This window comes from Indioceanicola profundi (assembly GCF_003568845.1).
In the GTDB taxonomy this organism is placed as follows: domain Bacteria; phylum Pseudomonadota; class Alphaproteobacteria; order Azospirillales; family Azospirillaceae; genus Indioceanicola; species Indioceanicola profundi.
The window spans coordinates 2,610,967-2,627,366 of sequence record NZ_CP030126.1; the positions used below are offsets into that span (position 1 = coordinate 2,610,967).

At 66.8% G+C, this 16,400-nt stretch carries 16 protein-coding genes; 7 read left to right on the forward strand and 9 right to left on the reverse strand.

What is annotated here, in order from left to right; all coding sequences use genetic code 11:
* Nucleotides 1-30: 30 nt before the first annotated feature.
* The 7 genes from phoB to DOL89_RS12455 all read right to left on the reverse strand — a co-directional run bounded on the left by phoB (nt 31) and on the right by DOL89_RS12455 (nt 8,020).
* Nucleotides 31-735 carry a phosphate regulon transcriptional regulator PhoB gene (gene phoB, locus DOL89_RS12425; protein ID WP_119679442.1) on the reverse strand — a complete coding sequence of 235 codons (705 nt, stop codon included), beginning with the start codon at nt 733-735 and terminating at the stop codon, nt 31-33.
* Nucleotides 736-817: 82 nt separating this feature from the next.
* Entirely contained in the window at nt 818-1,543 is a 726-nt protein-coding gene (gene phoU / locus DOL89_RS12430) for a phosphate signaling complex protein PhoU (protein WP_119679443.1), read from the reverse strand.
* A 77-nt stretch (nt 1,544-1,620) separates the two neighbouring features.
* Nucleotides 1,621-2,424 (reverse strand): phosphate ABC transporter ATP-binding protein PstB, encoded by an 804-nt coding sequence (pstB, locus tag DOL89_RS12435; RefSeq protein ID WP_205574576.1) that lies wholly within the window; start codon nt 2,422-2,424, stop codon nt 1,621-1,623.
* 5 nt (nt 2,425-2,429) lie between these two features.
* Complete coding sequence (gene pstA / locus DOL89_RS12440) at nt 2,430-3,743, reverse strand: phosphate ABC transporter permease PstA (protein WP_119679444.1); 1,314 nt, start codon at nt 3,741-3,743, stop codon at nt 2,430-2,432.
* On the reverse strand, nt 3,736-5,202 hold the full coding sequence (gene pstC, locus DOL89_RS12445; protein WP_119679445.1) for a phosphate ABC transporter permease subunit PstC: 1,467 nt from the start codon (nt 5,200-5,202) through the stop codon (nt 3,736-3,738). The genes pstA and pstC overlap by 8 nt, the downstream gene beginning before the upstream one ends.
* 140 nt (nt 5,203-5,342) lie before the next feature.
* Nucleotides 5,343-6,383 (reverse strand): substrate-binding domain-containing protein, encoded by a 1,041-nt coding sequence (locus DOL89_RS12450; protein WP_205574577.1) that lies wholly within the window; start codon nt 6,381-6,383, stop codon nt 5,343-5,345.
* Between the two features lie 203 nt (nt 6,384-6,586).
* Entirely contained in the window at nt 6,587-8,020 is a 1,434-nt protein-coding gene (locus DOL89_RS12455) for an ATP-binding protein (RefSeq protein WP_119679446.1), read from the reverse strand.
* A gap of 190 nt (nt 8,021-8,210) precedes the next feature.
* Here DOL89_RS12455 and DOL89_RS12460 point away from each other — a divergent pair, with 190 nt between their 5' ends.
* Complete coding sequence (locus DOL89_RS12460) at nt 8,211-8,561, forward strand: DUF3147 family protein (protein ID WP_119679447.1); 351 nt, start codon at nt 8,211-8,213, stop codon at nt 8,559-8,561.
* Nucleotides 8,562-8,606: 45 nt separating this feature from the next.
* Here DOL89_RS12460 and DOL89_RS12465 read toward each other — a convergent pair whose 3' ends face one another.
* Complete coding sequence (locus DOL89_RS12465) at nt 8,607-10,877, reverse strand: NADP-dependent malic enzyme (protein WP_119679448.1); 2,271 nt, start codon at nt 10,875-10,877, stop codon at nt 8,607-8,609.
* A gap of 158 nt (nt 10,878-11,035) precedes the next feature.
* Here DOL89_RS12465 and DOL89_RS12470 point away from each other — a divergent pair, with 158 nt between their 5' ends.
* The 6 genes from DOL89_RS12470 (at nt 11,036) to DOL89_RS12495 (ending at nt 14,384) form a co-directional block, all read left to right on the forward strand.
* A complete protein-coding gene (locus DOL89_RS12470; RefSeq protein ID WP_119679449.1) occupies nt 11,036-11,230 on the forward strand; it encodes a CopG family transcriptional regulator in 195 nt (64 codons plus the stop codon).
* Complete coding sequence (locus DOL89_RS12475; RefSeq protein WP_119679450.1) at nt 11,230-11,520, forward strand: type II toxin-antitoxin system RelE/ParE family toxin; 291 nt, start codon at nt 11,230-11,232, stop codon at nt 11,518-11,520. The genes DOL89_RS12470 and DOL89_RS12475 overlap by 1 nt, the downstream gene beginning before the upstream one ends.
* A gap of 32 nt (nt 11,521-11,552) precedes the next feature.
* Nucleotides 11,553-12,536: an NAD(P)H-dependent flavin oxidoreductase gene (locus DOL89_RS12480; RefSeq protein WP_119679451.1), complete on the forward strand. Its 984-nt coding sequence runs from the start codon at nt 11,553-11,555 to the stop codon at nt 12,534-12,536.
* 79 nt (nt 12,537-12,615) lie between these two features.
* Nucleotides 12,616-13,752: a pentapeptide repeat-containing protein gene (locus DOL89_RS12485; RefSeq protein WP_162937484.1), complete on the forward strand. Its 1,137-nt coding sequence runs from the start codon at nt 12,616-12,618 to the stop codon at nt 13,750-13,752.
* Between the two features lie 79 nt (nt 13,753-13,831).
* On the forward strand, nt 13,832-14,014 hold the full coding sequence (locus tag DOL89_RS12490) for a hypothetical protein (RefSeq protein ID WP_119679453.1): 183 nt from the start codon (nt 13,832-13,834) through the stop codon (nt 14,012-14,014).
* An 82-nt stretch (nt 14,015-14,096) separates the two neighbouring features.
* Nucleotides 14,097-14,384: a DUF1289 domain-containing protein gene (locus DOL89_RS12495; RefSeq protein WP_119679454.1), complete on the forward strand. Its 288-nt coding sequence runs from the start codon at nt 14,097-14,099 to the stop codon at nt 14,382-14,384.
* Here the strand turns inward: DOL89_RS12495 and DOL89_RS12500 are convergent.
* Nucleotides 14,317-15,888, reverse strand: coding sequence for a lipopolysaccharide biosynthesis protein (locus DOL89_RS12500; protein WP_162937485.1), 1,572 nt, complete (start codon nt 15,886-15,888; stop codon nt 14,317-14,319). The two genes, DOL89_RS12495 and DOL89_RS12500, sit on opposite strands and share 68 nt — an antisense overlap.
* Nucleotides 15,889-16,400: the final 512 nt, after the last annotated feature.

The window sequence follows — 16,400 nt, forward strand, 5'->3', positions numbered from 1 at the left end:
GCGGGGTCATGCCCCGCCCTTCCTGCTTCCTCAGTCCGCGTTGGCGTCCAGCGCGTAGCCGGCCGACCGCACCGTACGGATCAGATCCGGGAACTCGTCCTCGTTCAGCGCCTTGCGCAGGCGGCGGATATGCACGTCCACCGTCCGGGGCTCCACATACACGTCGTGCCCCCAGACGATGTCCAGCAACTGCTCGCGGGAGAACACACGGCCAGGATGCTGCATGAAATGGCGCAGCAGGCGGAACTCGGTCGGTCCCAGATGCACGTCGCGGCCGTCGCGGCGCACCCTGTGGGCCGCCAGATCCATGACCACGTCGGCGAAACGCAGCAGCTCCTCCGACAAGGCTGGGCTGGAGCGGCGCAGCACGGCGCGGATGCGGGCCACCAGCTCCGTCGGGCTGAAAGGCTTGGAGATATAGTCGTCCGCCCCGCTGTTGAGGCCGCGGACCTTGTCCGCCTCTTCCCCCCGCGCGGTCAGCATGATGACGGGAATTTCGCGGGTCTTCGGATTGCGGCGGAGCTGGCGGCAGACCTCCAGACCGCTCATCAAGGGCAGCATCCAGTCCAGCAGGACCAAGTGCGGCGTCTGCTCGTTGGCCAGCAGCAGCGCCTCTTCGCCGTCATTGGCCGCGGCGACGCGGAAACCTTCCTTTTCAAGATTGTACTTCAGCAGGGTGACGAGATCGACCTCGTCCTCCACGATCAGAATCAGCGGCTTGAGGGCGGAGTTCATCTTTTCTTGTCCGTTTCCCGGGTCAAGTCAGTATCGCGGAGAATGGGTCGGGGCAGCACCCGGACGCCGCCCCGGCGGGCAGTCAGTCGGCGATAGGCTCGTTCGGCTCCACCACGGCAAAGCTGGATTCGTCGCCCTTGGGCCGGTCCGCAGTCAGGGGATAGCCCTTGACCAGGAAGTGGATGGTTTCGGCGATGTTGGTGGCGTGGTCGCCCGCCCGCTCCAGGTTCTTGGCGATGAAGAGCAGGTGGGTGCAGGGGGTGATGCTGCGCGGGTCCTCCATCATGTAGGTCAGGACTTCGCGGAACAGGCTGGTATAGAGGTCGTCCAGCTCCTCGTCCCGGTGCCAAGCCGAAATGGCCTTTTCCACATCGCGGTCGATGTAGGCGTCCAGCACGTCCTTCAGCATCTCCTGCACCAGCCGCCCCATGCGCGGAATGGCGGAGATCGGGCGCACCGCCGGAAGCTGGGCCAGCGCGATGGAGCGCTTGGCGATGTTGGCGGCGTAATCGCCGGTCCGCTCCAGATCGGCGGAGATCTTCAGGGAGCCAAGGATCTCGCGCAGGTCGATTCCCATGGGCTGCCGAAGGGCCAGCATCCGCACAGCTTCCTGCTCGATCTGGCGCTCGTAATCATCCAGCCGGGTATCGCCCTGCATGACGCGCCCGGCGAGATCGACGTCGCGGCGCGCCACGGCCTGGACCGCGGCCTCGATCTGCGCTTCCGCCACGCCGCCCATCTGGGTGATGAGATTGGACAGGCGCTGGAGTTCCTGCTCGAAGGCCTTGACGGTATGTTGCGTGGGCATGGAGGCGCTCGCTTGTCTGCGTGTCCTGAAGGCGGGGCGGGAATCCGGCCCCGTTCCGGGGCCGGTCGCAATGCCGGTCAGCCGTAGCGGCCGGTGATGTAGCCCTGGGTGCGCTCATCCCGCGGGTTCGTGAAGATCTCCTCCGTATTCCCCACCTCGACCAGGTCGCCGAGATGGAAGAAGGCGGTGCGCTGGGAGACGCGGGCGGCCTGCTGCATGTTGTGGGTGACGATCACGATGGTGAAGGCCTCCCGCAGCTCGTCGATCAGCTCCTCGATATGGGCGGTGGCGATCGGGTCGAGGGCCGAGCAAGGCTCGTCCATCAGGATCACTTCCGGGCTGACCGCGATGGCGCGGGCGATGCAGAGGCGCTGCTGCTGGCCGCCGGACAGGCCGGTGCCGGGCTCGTGCAGCCGGTCCTTCACCTCGTTCCAGAGGCCGGCCCGCTTCAGCGAGGCCTCAACGATGGCGTCCAGCTCGTCCCGGCGGGTGGCCAGACCGTGCAGCTTGGGACCGTAGATGATGTTCTCGAAGATCGACTTCGGGAACGGATTGGGCTTCTGGAAGACCATGCCGACCCGTGCCCGGAGCTGCACCACGTCCAGCTTGGGGGCGTAGATGTCCTCGTCGTCCAGCGTGATGGTGCCCGTCACCCGGCAGATGTCGATGGTGTCGTTCATCCGGTTCAGGGTGCGCAGGAAGGTGGATTTGCCGCAGCCCGACGGCCCGATCAGGGCCAGCACTTCGTTCTGGCGGATGTCCACATTGATCCCGTGCAGCGCCCGCTTCTCGCCGTAATAGACCTTCACGTCCTCGGCGCGCATCTTGACGGTATAGGGCGCAGTGTCGGCGGCGGATGCATTCATGATGTTCGTGTCCATTGTGATCACCACCGGCGTTCGAATTTCTTGCGCAGGAAGATGGCGATGCTGTTCATCAGCACCAGGAAGATCAGCAGCATCAGGATCGCCGCCGAGGTCAGCTCGACGAAGCCGCGCTCCGGCCGGTCGGCCCACATGAAGATCTGAACCGGCAGAGCGGCGGAGCTGTCCAGCAGGCCGGTCGGCGCTTCGGTGATGAAGGCGTTCATGCCGATCATCAGCAGCGGCGCCGTCTCGCCCAGGGCCTGCGCCATGGCGATGATGGTGCCGGTCAGGATGCCCGGCATGGCCAGCGGCAGCACATGGTGCGTCACCGTCTGAAGCCTGGACGCCCCCATGCCCAGCGCCGCCTCCCGGATGGAGGGGGGCACCGCCTTCAGCGCCGCGCGGGCGGCGATGATGATGGTGGGCAGGCTCATCAGCGCGATCACCATGCCGCCCACCAGCGGTGAGGAGCGCGGCAGGCTGAAGAACTGGAGGAACACGGCCAGACCCAGCAGACCGAAGACGATGGAGGGCACGGCCGCGAGATTGTTGATGTTCACCTCGATGAAGTCGGTGAACCGGTTTTTCCGCGCGAACTCCTCCAGATAGACCGCCGTGGCCACCCCGATGGGGAAGGCCAGCAGCAGCGTCACCAGCAGCAGGTAGAAGGAACCGACCGCAGCCCCCCAGATGCCCGCCAGCTCGGGATAGTTGCTGTCGGAGAAGGAGAAGAAGGTGCTGTTGAAGCCGGTGCGGCTGTCGCCGCTCTCCGCCAGCGTATCGAACCAGGCGACCTGCTGATCGCTGACGGGGCGGTTCGCCTCCGGCGCGTCCCGGTCGATCTTGCCCTTGTTGAGCTGGTTGATCGGGTCGGAGGCCGGCACCCAGAACTCCACCGTCTGGCCCACCAGCGACGGTTCGGCCAGCACGCGCGCGGCCAGGGAGACGCCGGCCACCGGGCTGATCAGCTCACGAAGCTGCCGCCGCTCCCGCCGCCCCTCGACATCCGGGAAACGGGCATAGAGCGCGTCCTGCACCATATCCTGGAAGGCGCCGCGGTCGAAGTCGGCCGGGTTGCCGGTTCCCTGGGGATCGATCACCTCCCGGTCCAGCGTCACCTCCAGCCGGATGGAGGTCTGCCAGAAGGCGGTCACGCCCTCCCGCAGGATGGTGCCGAGAAGCACCACCAGCATCAGGCAGGCGATGGCCACGGCCACGATGCCGTAGATCTTGAACCGCTGCTCCGCCGCATAGCGCCGGCGCAGCCGCTTCTCCGCGGCTTCGGAGGTGTGGAAGGACAGGTTCGCCGCGATGGGTGAGGCCATGTCAGTCATACTTTTCCCGATACTTCTGCACGATCCGCAGGGCGACGACGTTCAGCAGCAGGGTCACGGCGAAGAGCACCAGACCCAGCGCGAACACCGACAGCGTCTTCGGACTGTCGAACTCCTGGTCGCCCACCAGCAGGGACGCGATCTGCACGGTCACGGTGGTGACCGCATCCAGCGGATTGAAGGTCAGGTTCGCCTGCAGGCCGGCGGCCATGACCACGATCATGGTCTCGCCGATGGCGCGGCTGACCGCCAGCAGGAAGGCGCCGACGATGCCGGGCAGCGCCGCGGGCAGGATCACCTGCCGGATCGTCTCCGACCGGGTGGCGCCCAGCCCGTAGGAACCGTCGCGCAGGCTCTGCGGGACCGCATTGATGACGTCGTCCGATAGGGAGGAGACGAAAGGCACGATCATGATGCCCATCACCACTCCCGCCGCGAGCGCGGAGTTGGAGGAGACGTCGAGTCCGATCGCCGCGCCCAGGTCGCGGATCACCGGCGCCACCGTCAGGATGGCGAAGAAGCCGTAGACCACCGTGGGAATGCCGGCCAGGATCTCCAGCACCGGCTTGATGGTGGAGCGGACGGGGCGGGGCGCGTATTCCGACAAATAGATGGCCGACATCAGGCCGACCGGCAGGGCCACCGTCATGGCGATGGTGGCGATCAGCAGGGTGCCGGTGAACAGCGGGATGGCGCCAAACGCGCCCGACGCGCCGGCCTGATCGGCGCGGATCGCCGTCTGCGGGCTCCAATGCAGGCCGAACAGGAATTCGACGGGCGAGACCTGGGCGAAGAAGCGGGCGCTCTCGAACAGCAGCGACAGCACGATGCCGACGGTGGTCAGGATCGCGATCAGCGAGCAGACGATCAGCAGCCAGTTGATCACCCGCTCCACATTGTTGCGCGCCCGGAACTCCGGGGAGATGCGCTGCCGGCCCAGGAACAGCCCGGCCGCCGCCAGCGCCATGCAGGCGGCGAAGACGGCCCAGTTGCTGAGCGAAAGAAGCTGGTTGTAATGCTCCGCCGCGGGGCGCAGCACATCCACGACCGCGGGATTCACATACTGCGCCTGACCGGCCGCGATGTTGCCGATGTTGATCAGCAACAGCTGCTCCTGCGTCGTGGTCAGCGCCGCCTCTTCCAGGTTGGGCAGGCGCTGCAACAGCGCCTCCAGGTCGGAAGGCGAGACCATGACACGCGCCCAGGCTTCGATCATCTCGTGCGACAGGGAGTCCAGCACGATCGATTCGATCAGCGGGAACTTGACGGCCACCCAGAATAGCAGCAGCAGCAGCGCCGGCAGCCCGGCCCAGATGGCGATGTAGAGGCCGTAATAATTCGGCACCGAATGAAGGGAGGCGATCCGCCCGCCCGCCACGGCAACCGCGCGGGAACGGCCCATCCAGTACCCTATTACGGACAGGATCAGCAGGATGCCGACTGTAAGTGAAGCGGACATCGTCACACGCGGTTGTTGGAAAAGGGAAAAACCAATAATGGGTCGCTTCTCAAGCGACAAGGACCCGGCGGCGCCGAGAGGCTTTCCGCCGGGTCCCACCGGAAACCGTGCCGGCACTCACCGGCACGGCATGGACCCGATTACGAGGTCGGCTTGGACATCGGGGTCAGGTTCTTCACGGTCTCGGTGACCTTGGAGCGCTCATCGTCCGGGAGGGCGATCAGGCCCTTGTCGGCCAGGTAGCCGTCCGGACCGAAGGCGCGGTCGCTGGTGTACTCGGTCACGAACTCCTTCAGGCCCGGAATGACGCCGACATGGGCGTTCTTCAGGTACACGAACAGGGAGCGGGAGACCGGATAGTCGCCGCTGGAGATCGTCTCATAGCTCGGCTCGACGCCGCCCACCGGGTTCGCGTCGATACGGTCCAGGTTCTCCTCCAGGAAGGAGAAGCCGAAGATGCCGAAGGCGTTCGGGTTGGCGTCCAGGCGCTGAACGATCAGGTTGTCGTTCTCACCGGCCTCGATGAAGGCGCCGTCCTCGCGCATGGTCTTGCAGACCGCGGCGTGACGATCCTTGCCTAGCTCCTTGATCGCCGGGAATTCCTTGCAGCCCTCTTCCATCACCAGCTCGACCCAGGCGTCGCGGGTGCCGGACGTCGGCGGCGGGCCGAGAACCTCGATCTGGACGTTCGGGAAGGACGAGTCGATCTGGTTCCAGGTCTTGTAGGGGTTGGCGACGATCTGGCCGTCGACCTCGACCTCCTTTGCCAGGGCCTGGAAGAGCTGGGCCTTGGTCAGGTTGAAGGACTCGCGCTTCTTCGAGTGGGCGAAGGCGATGCCGTCATAGCCGATCTTGATCTCGGTGATCTGGTCGACGCCGTTCTTCTGGCAGCTGTCGAACTCGGAAGCCTTCATCGGGCGCGAGGCGCCGGTGAGGTCCGGGTGGGAGGCGCCGACGCCGCCGCAGAACAGGCGCATGCCGCCGCCGGTGCCGGTGGACTCCAGAATGGGCGACGGGAACTTCGAGGTCTGACCGAAGCGCTCCACCACCGTGGACGTGAAGGGGAACACGGTGGACGAACCGACGATGCGGATCTGGTCGCGCGCGTGGGCAACGCCGGTCATCGCCACGAGGGACGCAGCGCCGAACACGGCGGCCATGGCAAGCTTCTTGGTGGTCACGTCAATGCCTCCAGTATTTGGCAACTGTCCAGGGCGCCATTGTGCGTACACCCTGCCGCGGAATGTCCCGACGGAGTGGCCGGACCATAACGGCTGCGCGCGAACCAAATACTACACGGAGATGACACTTTGATGACGCCGGCCACCCCTGCGCCTGCCCTCGCCATTCCTGCGGACATGGCGCCCATGCAGGCGCGGGATGCTTACCCCGCCATGCTGGCGGAGGCTGGTAGAATGCCTGACCGGAGTGTGGCGACCGGAAGCTGGATGGTGAAGGTGCTGCCCTTTCCGACCTCGCTGTCGATGGACAGCCGTCCCCGGTGGCGGTTCACGATATGCTTTACGATGGCGAGGCCCAGCCCGGTTCCGCCCAGGGCGCGGGAGCGGGCGGCATCCACGCGGTAGAAGCGCTCCGTCAGGCGCGGCAGGTGCGTGCGGGGTATCCCCTCCCCCTGGTCAGCGACAGAGATGCAGACGGCGCCCGCCGTCCCGCCCCTGGGCTCCAGCGCGGAGAGGCGGACCGTGACCTCGCTCTGCTCGCGGGAATATTTCAGGGCGTTGTCGATCAGGTTCTGGAACACCTGCGCCAACTGGTCCTCGTCGCCCAGCACCGGCGGCAGTTCCGCCGGTCCTTCGATGCGCAGCCGGATCTTGCGGGAAGCCGCCTTCAGCTCGAGCATGGCCACGACCTTGCGGACGATCTCCGGCACATCTGCCGTCCCGGTAGGCGGCGAATGCTCATCCATCTCGATGCGGGACAGGGAAAGCAGGTCGTTGACCAGCCGCGACATGCGGTTCGCCTGCTCATGCATGATGCCGAGGAAGCGGTCATGCGCCTCCATATCGTCCCTGGCCGGCCCGCGCAGCGTCTCGACGAAGCCGATCAGGGTGGCGAGCGGGGTGCGCAGCTCATGGCTGGCATTGGCGACGAAGTCGGCGCGCATCTGCTCCGACCGCTTCAGCAGGGTGATGTCGTGCAGGGTGACCAGCGCCGCGCGGATGGGAGCGTCCTCGCCGCCCTCCTGCTCCAGCGGGAACGGCTTCACCCGTGCCTCCAGCGTCCGCTCCACCGGTACGGGAAGCAGGAATTCCACCGTGCGGGAGGTGCCGCCGGCCAGCACGGCGTCCACCGCTTCCAGCAGGACGGGATTGCGCAGCGACACGGCCAGATCGCGGCCCACCATGCGCTCGCCGAACAGCCCGCGCGCAGCGCTGTTGGCGCGCAGCACGCGCCGCTCCGCCCCGACCAGCAGCAGGGGATCGTGCAAGGCCTCCACCACGGCCTCGCCGGCGGCGATCCGGCGCTCGCCCTGGGCGCACCGGTCCAGCCAGTGCTGGTGGGCGCGGGCGGCGGCGGCCAGAACAGCCTGGGCGGAGCTGGAGCGGGCGGCGGCCGGGACCAGCGCCTCCTCCGCCTCGCCCAGCCGCTCCATCTGGTCCGCCAGAAGGCGGATATCGAGATAGACCGTGCGCAGCACCGCCCAGGCCACGCCGATGAGGGCCAGGATGAGGACCAACGCCACGGGAAAAGGCAGCAACCCCTGAGCCGCCAGCATGATCAGGACGATGCAGGTGGGCACGACGAGCAGCGCCCCGATCAGGGCGAAACGGAGAGGTCGGATTTCAACGCTGCTCATATCCCACACTCCAGACTGACATCCCCGCCGACCGCCGGAGCCGCGCGAACGGGGATCGGTGGACATACCACCCCTGGGCGTAAACGCGCACCCACGTCATGGAATATTCATAGGTCTGCCGCGGGGCTGTCTTCCGGAACAGCCGGCCGTGCCGAGCATACACCGTCCGGAACACGGGAAGGACCGGCGCATGCTCTATCTTGTCGTAAAGGCCGCCCTGTCGGGCCTGATCGTACTGGCCGTTTCCGAACTGGCGAAGCGGAGCCCCGCTCTTGGGGCGCTGGTGGCATCCCTGCCGCTGGTGTCCCTGCTGGGGATGATCTGGCTCTGGCAGGATACGGGCGATGCGCAGCGGCTCGCCGCCCATGCCGAGGCGACCTTCTGGCTGGTCCTGCCGTCGCTTCCGATGTTCCTGCTGGTTCCAGCGCTTCTGCGCCAGGGCATCGGCTTCTATCCCGCCCTGCTGGCGGGATGCGCCCTCACCGTGGCGCTGTATCTCCTCACGGTCTGGCTGCTGCCGAAGCTGGGCATCCCGATCTGACCGGGCCTGCCCCCGGCCGGATGGGATGCCCAGCCCCGGACATGGTCACCAGGCCAGGGCGTCGTGCGCCGCCAGCACCGCCGTGGTGACCAGATCGTTCACCGTGGCGCCCATCTGAACGATCTGCACCGGCCGGTCCATCCCGATCAGCAGCGGGCCCACCAGGGTACCGTTGCCCATCTTCTGCAGCAGCTTGGCCCCGATATTGGCGGCGTGCAGCGCCGGCATGACCAGCACATTGGCCGGACCCGAGAGCTTGCAGAACGGGTAGAGCCGCTGCATCAGCTCGTAATCCAGCGCCACGTCCGCGGACATCTCACCATCGAACTCGAAATCCACGTCGCGGGTGCGCATCAGGGCCACGGCGTCGCGGACATGCTGCGCCCGCTCCCGCATGGGCTGGCCGAAGTTGGAGAAGGAGAGGAAGGCCACGCGCGGCTCATGCCCCATCTGACGGGCCATCCGGGCGGACTGGACCGCGATGTCGCAGAGCTGCTCCGCCGTCGGCCGCTCATTCACCGTGGTGTCGGCGATGAAGACGGTGCGCGCCCGGCTGGCCAGCACGGACAGGCCGAACACCAGATGGTCCGGCTGCGGATCGACCACCCGCGCCACATCCTCGAAGCTGACGGAGAAGCTTCGGGTCAGGCCGGTGACCAGCGCGTCCGCATCGCCCATCGCCACCATGCAGGAGGCGAAGACGTTGCGGTTCTGGTTTACCATGCGCTGGCAATCACGGTGCAGCATGCCCCGGCGCTGGAGGCGGTCGTAGAGGAACTCCGTGTAGCGCTCATTATGCCGGGAGATGCGGGCATTGTGGATTTCCAGCGGCTCGATCGCGCCGAGGCCCAGCGCCGCGACCTGCTCCCGGATCACCTCTTCGCGCCCGACCAGGACCGGCGTGCCGTAGCCGGCGCTGCGGAAGGCGATGGCGGCGCGGATCGCCCGCTCCTCCTCGCCCTCGGCGAAGACCACGCGCTTCGGCGACGCCTTCACCTTCTCGAAGATCAGTTGCAGGCTGTCGCTGGTGGGGTCCAGGCGCAGGCGCAGGGCCTGCCCATAGGCTTCCATGTCGACGATGGGCTTGCGGGCCACGCCGGAATCCATGGCGGCCTTCGCCACAGCCGCCGGGATCTTCACGATCAGCCGGGGATCGAAAGGCACCGGGATGATGTATTCCGGCCCGTAGCGCAGCCGGCGGCCGGAATAGGCGGCATCCACCTCGTCCGGCACATCCTCCCGCGCCAGCTCGGCCAGGGCGCGGGCGGCGGCGATCTTCATCTCGTCATTGATAGTGCTGGCCCGGACATCCAGCGCGCCGCGGAAGATGTAGGGGAAGCCGAGAACGTTGTTCACCTGGTTCGGATAGTCCGAGCGACCGGTGGCGACGATGGCATCCGAGCGCACGGACTTAACCTGTTCCGGGGTAATCTCCGGATCGGGGTTCGCCATGGCGAAGATGATGGGCTTGTCCGCCATGGACTTCACCATCTCCGGCGTCACGGCGCCCTTCACCGACAGCCCCATGAACACGTCGGCGCCCTGCATGGCCTCGGCCAGCGTGCGGGCGTCGGTCTCCACGGCGTGGGCCGACTTCCACTGGTTCATGCCGTTGGTGCGGCCCTGATAGACCACGCCCTTGGTATCGCACAGGGTGATGTTCCCGTGCGGCATGCCCATGGACTTGATCAGCTCCACGCAGGCGATGGCGGCGGCACCGGCGCCGTTCACCACCATGCGCGTGGTCTCCATGGTCCGCCCGGTCAGCTCGATGGCGTTGATCAGGCCGGCGGCGGCGATGATGGCGGTGCCGTGCTGGTCGTCATGGAAGACGGGGATGTCCATCAGCTCGCGCAGGCGCTGCTCGATGATGAAGCAGTCCGGGGCCTTGATGTCCTCCAGATTGATGCCGCCGAAGCTGGGGGACAGGTAACGGACGCAGTTCACGAACTCGTCCACGTCGCGGGTATCGACGCAGAGATCCATGCCGTCCACATCGGCGAAGCGCTTGAACAGCACCGCCTTGCCTTCCATCACCGGCTTGGAGGCCAGCGCGCCGAGGTCGCCCAGACCCAATACGGCCGTGCCATTGGACACCACGGCGACCAGATTGCCCTTGGCCGTGTAGTCATAGGCCGTCGCGGGATCGGCCTGGATGCGCAGGCACGGCACAGCCACGCCGGGCGAGTAGGCGAGAGAGAGGTCGCGCTGGGTGGTCAGCGCCTTGGTGGGCGTGACTTCGAGCTTGCCGGGGCGGCCGGAACTGTGCAGCCACAGGGCCTCTTCCTCGGTGACCTTGGTATTGCTGTCGGCCATGTTTCACTCCCGTGCCGCATTTTGGTTAATTGGCGAGTCGACGCATGGTACAGAGCGCCGCCGCCCGCCGCTAGGCGCGCATTGCATGCATGCGCAGTGGAGACAGCGGGGCGAGGCGGCTGTTGCGGGGGCATCTGCAACCTGTCAGAATCCGCCCCATGGAGCAGCCGGACAGCATCTTCGATCAGGTCGATGAGGACCGCAGGGCGCAGGCCATCGCGGAGGCGCGGGAAAGCCTGCGCGCCGGGCGTGTGACCGATCATTCCGTGGTCGGGCGCTGGCTGCTGGAAGCCGCGGAAGCGCTTGAGAACGGCCGGCCGATGCCGCCAGCGCCGCTGTCGGATCGGCGCTGATGCGGGTGGTCTGGACCGATGAGGCCCAGCGCGACGCCATCAGCCATGTCCAGTATATCGCAGGCTTCAATCCCCATGCCGCCGCCGGAATGCTGCGCCGGATGCACGGTGCCGGAAACGGGTTGGCCGCGTTCCCCCTGCACGGCCGGCCGAAGCCCGACGGCACGTGCGAACTGACGCTGGCCTACCCTTATGTCATCGTCTACGAAGTCGATGAGAATGCTGCGACCGTAACCATCCTGCGCGTCTGGCACGGCGCCCAGGATCGCGACGGCCCCGCCGGAACGTAACAACAAGAACCTGTCCTCAGGGAGAAGACCACATGCCCATTCCCAGCCTGTTCCAGGGCAAGCTGCGGCTGCCGCTGATCGGATCGCCGATGTTCATTGTCAGCTATCCTGAACTGGTCGCCGCCCAGTGCAAGGCCGGGATGGTGGGCACCTTCCCCTCCCTGAATGCCCGTCCGGTGGAGCTGCTGGACGAATGGCTGGGCAATCTGACCCACGACCTTGGCGATTACGCGGCGGCCAACCCAGACAGGAAGGTGGCGCCCTTCGGCGTGAACCTGATCGTGCACCGGTCCAATACCCGGCTGCAGGAGGATCTGGCGCTGGTGGTCAAGCACAAGGTGCCGCTGGTCATCACCTCCGTCGGTGCGCCGACGGAGATCGTGGAGCATGTGCATGGCTATGGCGGCATCGTCTTCCATGATGTCACCAATGTGCGCCATGCGAAGAAGGCCATGGAGGCCGGGGTGGACGGGCTGATCCTGGTCTGCGCCGGGGCCGGCGGCCATGCCGGCACGCTGTCGCCCTTCGCCCTGCTGCCGGAGGTGCGGTCATTCTTCGACGGCACCATCGTGCTGGCCGGGGCCATGTCCTCCGGACAGGCGGTGCGCGCGGCGGAGGTCATGGGGGCGGACATGGCCTATATGGGCACCCGCTTCATCGCCACCGCCGAAGCGCACGCCAACCCCGCCTATAAGCAGATGATCCTGGACGGCCAGGCCGCCGACATCGTCTACACCCCCTTCTTCAGCGGCATCCCCGGCAACTATCTCGGCCCCAGCATCGCCGCCAGCGGCCTGGACGTGGCGGAGCTGACCACACCGGGCCGCACCCCGGACGTGAGCAACTGGGACAACAAGCCCAAGGCCTGGAAGGATGTCTGGTCCGCCGGCCAGGGCATCGGCAGCATCGGCGACGTACCCACCGTGGCCGAGCTGGTGGACCGCATGGCGGCGGAGTACAGCGCTGCCTGCGCCCTGCCCTCCGCCTTCGCGGGGAGCGGGCCGGCCGCCGAATAGAGGCGCCATCTGCATACAGGATTGCGCAACCGCAAAGAGTTACTCCATAATGGTGGGAACCCTGAATGGTTCCGCCCCCATGCAATCCACCACCGATGCTACTGCGGCCCGCGTATCAAACCTGCCGCAGCAGCTTGCCGAGCATGCCCAGTTCGCCAAGGGCCGCGGGGGCAAGCGGCTGGAACTGCGGCTGGCGAACCTGACCGGGCTGCGGCTGCGCGGGTTCGACCTGTCCGGGGCGCGCATGCTGGCCAGCAACCTGTCGTCCGCCGATATGGAAGGGGTGCTGTTCCGTGACGCCGATCTGGAGAACAGCCTGTTCATCGGGGCCAATCTGCGGAGCTGCGACTTCAGCCGCGCCAACCTGCGGGGCGCGCGCTTCTACAGGTCGGACCTGCAATCGGCCCGCCTGGACGGCACCGACATGCGGGTGGGCACCCTGGTCATCAAGACCGGGACGAAGAACCAGACCGACCACAACAGCTTCGGCGCTGTGACCGACCTGTCCTTCTGCAACATGGAGGGGGCGTCGCTGCAGGGGGCCGTCATGCGCAAGTGCCGCATGCGGGGCGTCAATCTTCGCAATGCCGACCTGAAGCAGGTGGATTTCCAGGAAGCGGACCTGCAAGGCGTCGTTCTGCTGGGCGCCGAGATGAACGGGGCCAACTTCCATCTGGCCGACATCTCCGATGCCGTCTTCTCCGTCGATGAGCAGACCCGGCGCGCCTTCCGCGGCAATCCAGCCTTCGAAGCCCATCTGCGCGGGCTGGACGAGATGGAGCGCATCATCGCCGAGCATGAGCGCTGGGTGGACAGCACCGGACGGGAGGGGCGGCGGGCCGACTTCACCGGGCAGAAGCTGCGCGGTGTGGATTTCCGCGGGCGGGAACTGTCGGCCGTGTCCTTCCGCGGGGCGGAACTGGCCGGCGCCAACCTTGCCCATGCGAAACTCGCGGCGGCCGACTTCCAGGGTGCCAGACTGCTCTACACCGACCTGTCGGGGACGGACCTCAGGGGCGCCAACTTCACCGGCGCGACTTTGATGCATGGCCGGCTGGAAGCCGCCGACCTGGGAGACCTGCCGCTACGCAACGGCAATGCCCTGCCCGCCCGATTCCAGGGCGCGGTGCTGGATTGGTGCGACCTCACCGGCGCGCGGCCGGGACCGGCTGGATTCGCTGGAGCGAAAATGGCGAACTGCACCCCACCGGCGTAGCCCATTCAGTAATCGTTAACGGCCCGGAACGATCCTGGAGGCCTTCCCGTGCTCCTGGTTCCGAGTGTCGAGGCGAACGATGTTGACGGTTCTCTGGCTGATGGTGATGGGCTACCTGCTGGTGGCGATCGGGGAACTGATCCCGACCGGCTTCCGCTCCTCACACCATGATCTCCGCGCCCATGTGGCGGTCTGCGCCGTGGCGCTGCGGTATGCGCTGTCCTGGCCCTGGCGCTACTGGCGCGAGGCCCGGAACGGCTGAGGCCGGGCGCCGCACGGCATTGCAAGGCGGGCCGGGAGGCCAATATGCGCACGAGCCCTTCCCGTCCCCGGCGCGTGAGCCCATGCCCCGATCCGACCACGCCAATCCCTGCATCAAGGTCTGCCGCTTCAATTCGGACCATGTCTGTACCGGCTGCTACCGTACCCGGGACGAGGTCAAAGGCTGGAAAGCCCTGTCCAAAGCGGCGCGGGCGGCCATCAATGATCGGGTCCGGCCACAGATGGCGGCCCGACCGGACGGCCGCGCCGCCAGGCGGGTTGCCAAGCTGGACCGCAAGATCCTCAAGCTGAACGAGAAATTGGCGCGGCTGCGGGCGGAACGGGACGATCTGGCACGGCCGCCCGGCTGACGCGGAGCCTTTCCTCCGCCCGCTCATCCTCTCCCCGGCCGACCGGCGCCGTCCGGCGCCGCGCCGAGATGCGCTGACGCGCTTGGCAGAGCACCAGCCGCACCTCGTCCACCACCTGGTGCTGCCCGACGAAGATGCCCAGCACCCATCCCATGGCTGCCAGCGCTCCGCCGATCATGATCGTGGGGATGACGCCCAGCACCGCGACGGGGTCCAGCAGCATAAGGGCCAGCGGACCCGACGCTGCCAGCACCGTGACGATGCCGCTGCTCCGCATGCGCAGGACGAGCTGGCCGGGATTGAGGCCGACGGCCGCCTTCAGCGTGGCCAGAACCAGCACGAGCTGGATCACCGTCGCCCCGACCATGGCGCCGGCCACCGCCTCGATGCTGACGGCGGCCAGAAGGATGGCCGACACGATGCGGACCACCTGCACCGCCGACTGGATGCGGAAGAAGGAGCCGCTACGGCCCAGCGCCACCAGCACTTCGCCGGAGATGCTGTTGACCGGCAGGCAGAGCGCCGTCAGCGCCAGGATTTGCACCACCGGAACCGCCGCGTCCCACTGGTCGCCGAACAGCAGCCGGACGATGGGGAAGGCCATGATCGCCGTGACGGCGAAGAATGGCCAGGCGATCACGGCCACATAGGACACCGTCTGCATCAGCGCTTCGGGCACATTCCCGCCTTCCCGGTGGGTGCGCGAGAAGGCGGGCAGCAGCACCGGCACGATGGCCTGCACGAAGGACCGATGGAACAGGTTCACCGCGGTCAGGCCGCGGTTGAACAGGCCCGCCCCGCCGAAGCCCTGGAACCGGCCGATGGCGAGCTGCGGGGCAAGGTTGCCCATCTCCTGGAGAAGTTGCGCGGCGCTCATGGAAGCGCCGACCCGCACCACCTTGCGCCACCCGATGATGGACGGGATCGCCCATGTCTCCCGGCTGCGGTAGGCCAGGGTGGCGGCGGTGATGCCGACCTGCTCCGCAATGGCCGCCCAGGCCAGGGCCATGTAGTTGTATCCGGCGATGGCGAGCGCGACGGACGTGACCGCCTGCACCACCGCTCCCGTGAGGCCAATGACGAACACGGCGTCGAACCGCATTTCCCGCTGCAGCCAGGCCACCGCCGGCGTGTTCAGGGGAATGACCAGAAGGCTCATCGCATAGACGGACATCACGTTCGCCAGCGCCGGCTCCCCATAGAAGTCGGCAATGGGCCAACGGGCCGCCCATAGGGCGGCGAAGGCGACCAGGCTGCTGGCGACGATGACGCCCACCGAGGCGCGGAACCGCGCCGGGGTCAGCCGCCGCTCCTGCACGATGTAATGCAGGACGCCGAACTGGGCCACCGTCTGCACCACCATCATGATGGCGGCGCAGACGAAGAAGATCCCCATCTCCTCCGGCGTCAGAAGCCGGGCCAGAATCACCGTCGACAGCAGGCTGATCACCATCGTCAGGTAACGCTGGGACAAGGAGAAAAAAAGAGACCGGCGGACTGCCATCTGCATCCTCAGGGTGACGGAAGGACCAATGGTCCGCGCAGCAATGAGCCTATACTTCAAACGCAATTGTCACGGCTCTGTCGCCGGGTGCTTGCGGATTAGCTGATGCAACAATAGGGGTGCGCGATCATCTATGCCGAACGTCGGATATGCTCGGCCATATGACGGGCTTTGCAGAAGGCCGCCGCCTGCCCTGTCATGGCCGGCCAGGCACGCCTGACTTGTCGAAGCCGGCCCGCGCGGGAGCAGGCCGGACTATCACGGCCGCTTTCCCGCCGTGCATTCCACCCTTCCATATTCGCGGCAGGCCGCAGCCCCTCCGAGATGGGTTATGCCCGTTCCGACGGCATGATGTGCCCAACCTATGATGAGCGGCAACAGCACAACCGGAGAGACCGGTTCCGTTCGGCTTAACCGTTGGAGAAGCCGCCCCTGTCCCTATCGGAGGGATGGGGGCGGCAGGTTCCGGCCGGAACGGACGAGGGGTTGGAATGACGCCGTTCCGTCCTGTA

Coding starts and splice junctions, on each gene's coding strand:
- DOL89_RS12460 (WP_119679447.1), top strand. CDS start 8,211: ATGCTCTATCTTGTCGTAAAGGCCGCCCTGTCGGGCCTGATCGTACTG.
- pstC (WP_119679445.1), bottom strand. CDS start 5,202: ATGTCCGCTTCACTTACAGTCGGCATCCTGCTGATCCTGTCCGTAATA.
- DOL89_RS12455 (WP_119679446.1), bottom strand. CDS start 8,020: ATGAGCAGCGTTGAAATCCGACCTCTCCGTTTCGCCCTGATCGGGGCG.
- phoU (WP_119679443.1), bottom strand. CDS start 1,543: ATGCCCACGCAACATACCGTCAAGGCCTTCGAGCAGGAACTCCAGCGC.
- DOL89_RS12490 (WP_119679453.1), top strand. CDS start 13,832: ATGTTGACGGTTCTCTGGCTGATGGTGATGGGCTACCTGCTGGTGGCG.
- DOL89_RS12485 (WP_162937484.1), top strand. CDS start 12,616: ATGCAATCCACCACCGATGCTACTGCGGCCCGCGTATCAAACCTGCCG.
- pstB (WP_205574576.1), bottom strand. CDS start 2,424: ATGGACACGAACATCATGAATGCATCCGCCGCCGACACTGCGCCCTAT.
- DOL89_RS12475 (WP_119679450.1), top strand. CDS start 11,230: ATGCGGGTGGTCTGGACCGATGAGGCCCAGCGCGACGCCATCAGCCAT.
- pstA (WP_119679444.1), bottom strand. CDS start 3,743: ATGACTGACATGGCCTCACCCATCGCGGCGAACCTGTCCTTCCACACC.
- DOL89_RS12500 (WP_162937485.1), bottom strand. CDS start 15,888: ATGGCAGTCCGCCGGTCTCTTTTTTTCTCCTTGTCCCAGCGTTACCTG.
- DOL89_RS12470 (WP_119679449.1), top strand. CDS start 11,036: ATGGAGCAGCCGGACAGCATCTTCGATCAGGTCGATGAGGACCGCAGG.
- DOL89_RS12465 (WP_119679448.1), bottom strand. CDS start 10,877: ATGGCCGACAGCAATACCAAGGTCACCGAGGAAGAGGCCCTGTGGCTG.
- phoB (WP_119679442.1), bottom strand. CDS start 735: ATGAACTCCGCCCTCAAGCCGCTGATTCTGATCGTGGAGGACGAGGTC.
- DOL89_RS12480 (WP_119679451.1), top strand. CDS start 11,553: ATGCCCATTCCCAGCCTGTTCCAGGGCAAGCTGCGGCTGCCGCTGATC.
- DOL89_RS12495 (WP_119679454.1), top strand. CDS start 14,097: ATGCCCCGATCCGACCACGCCAATCCCTGCATCAAGGTCTGCCGCTTC.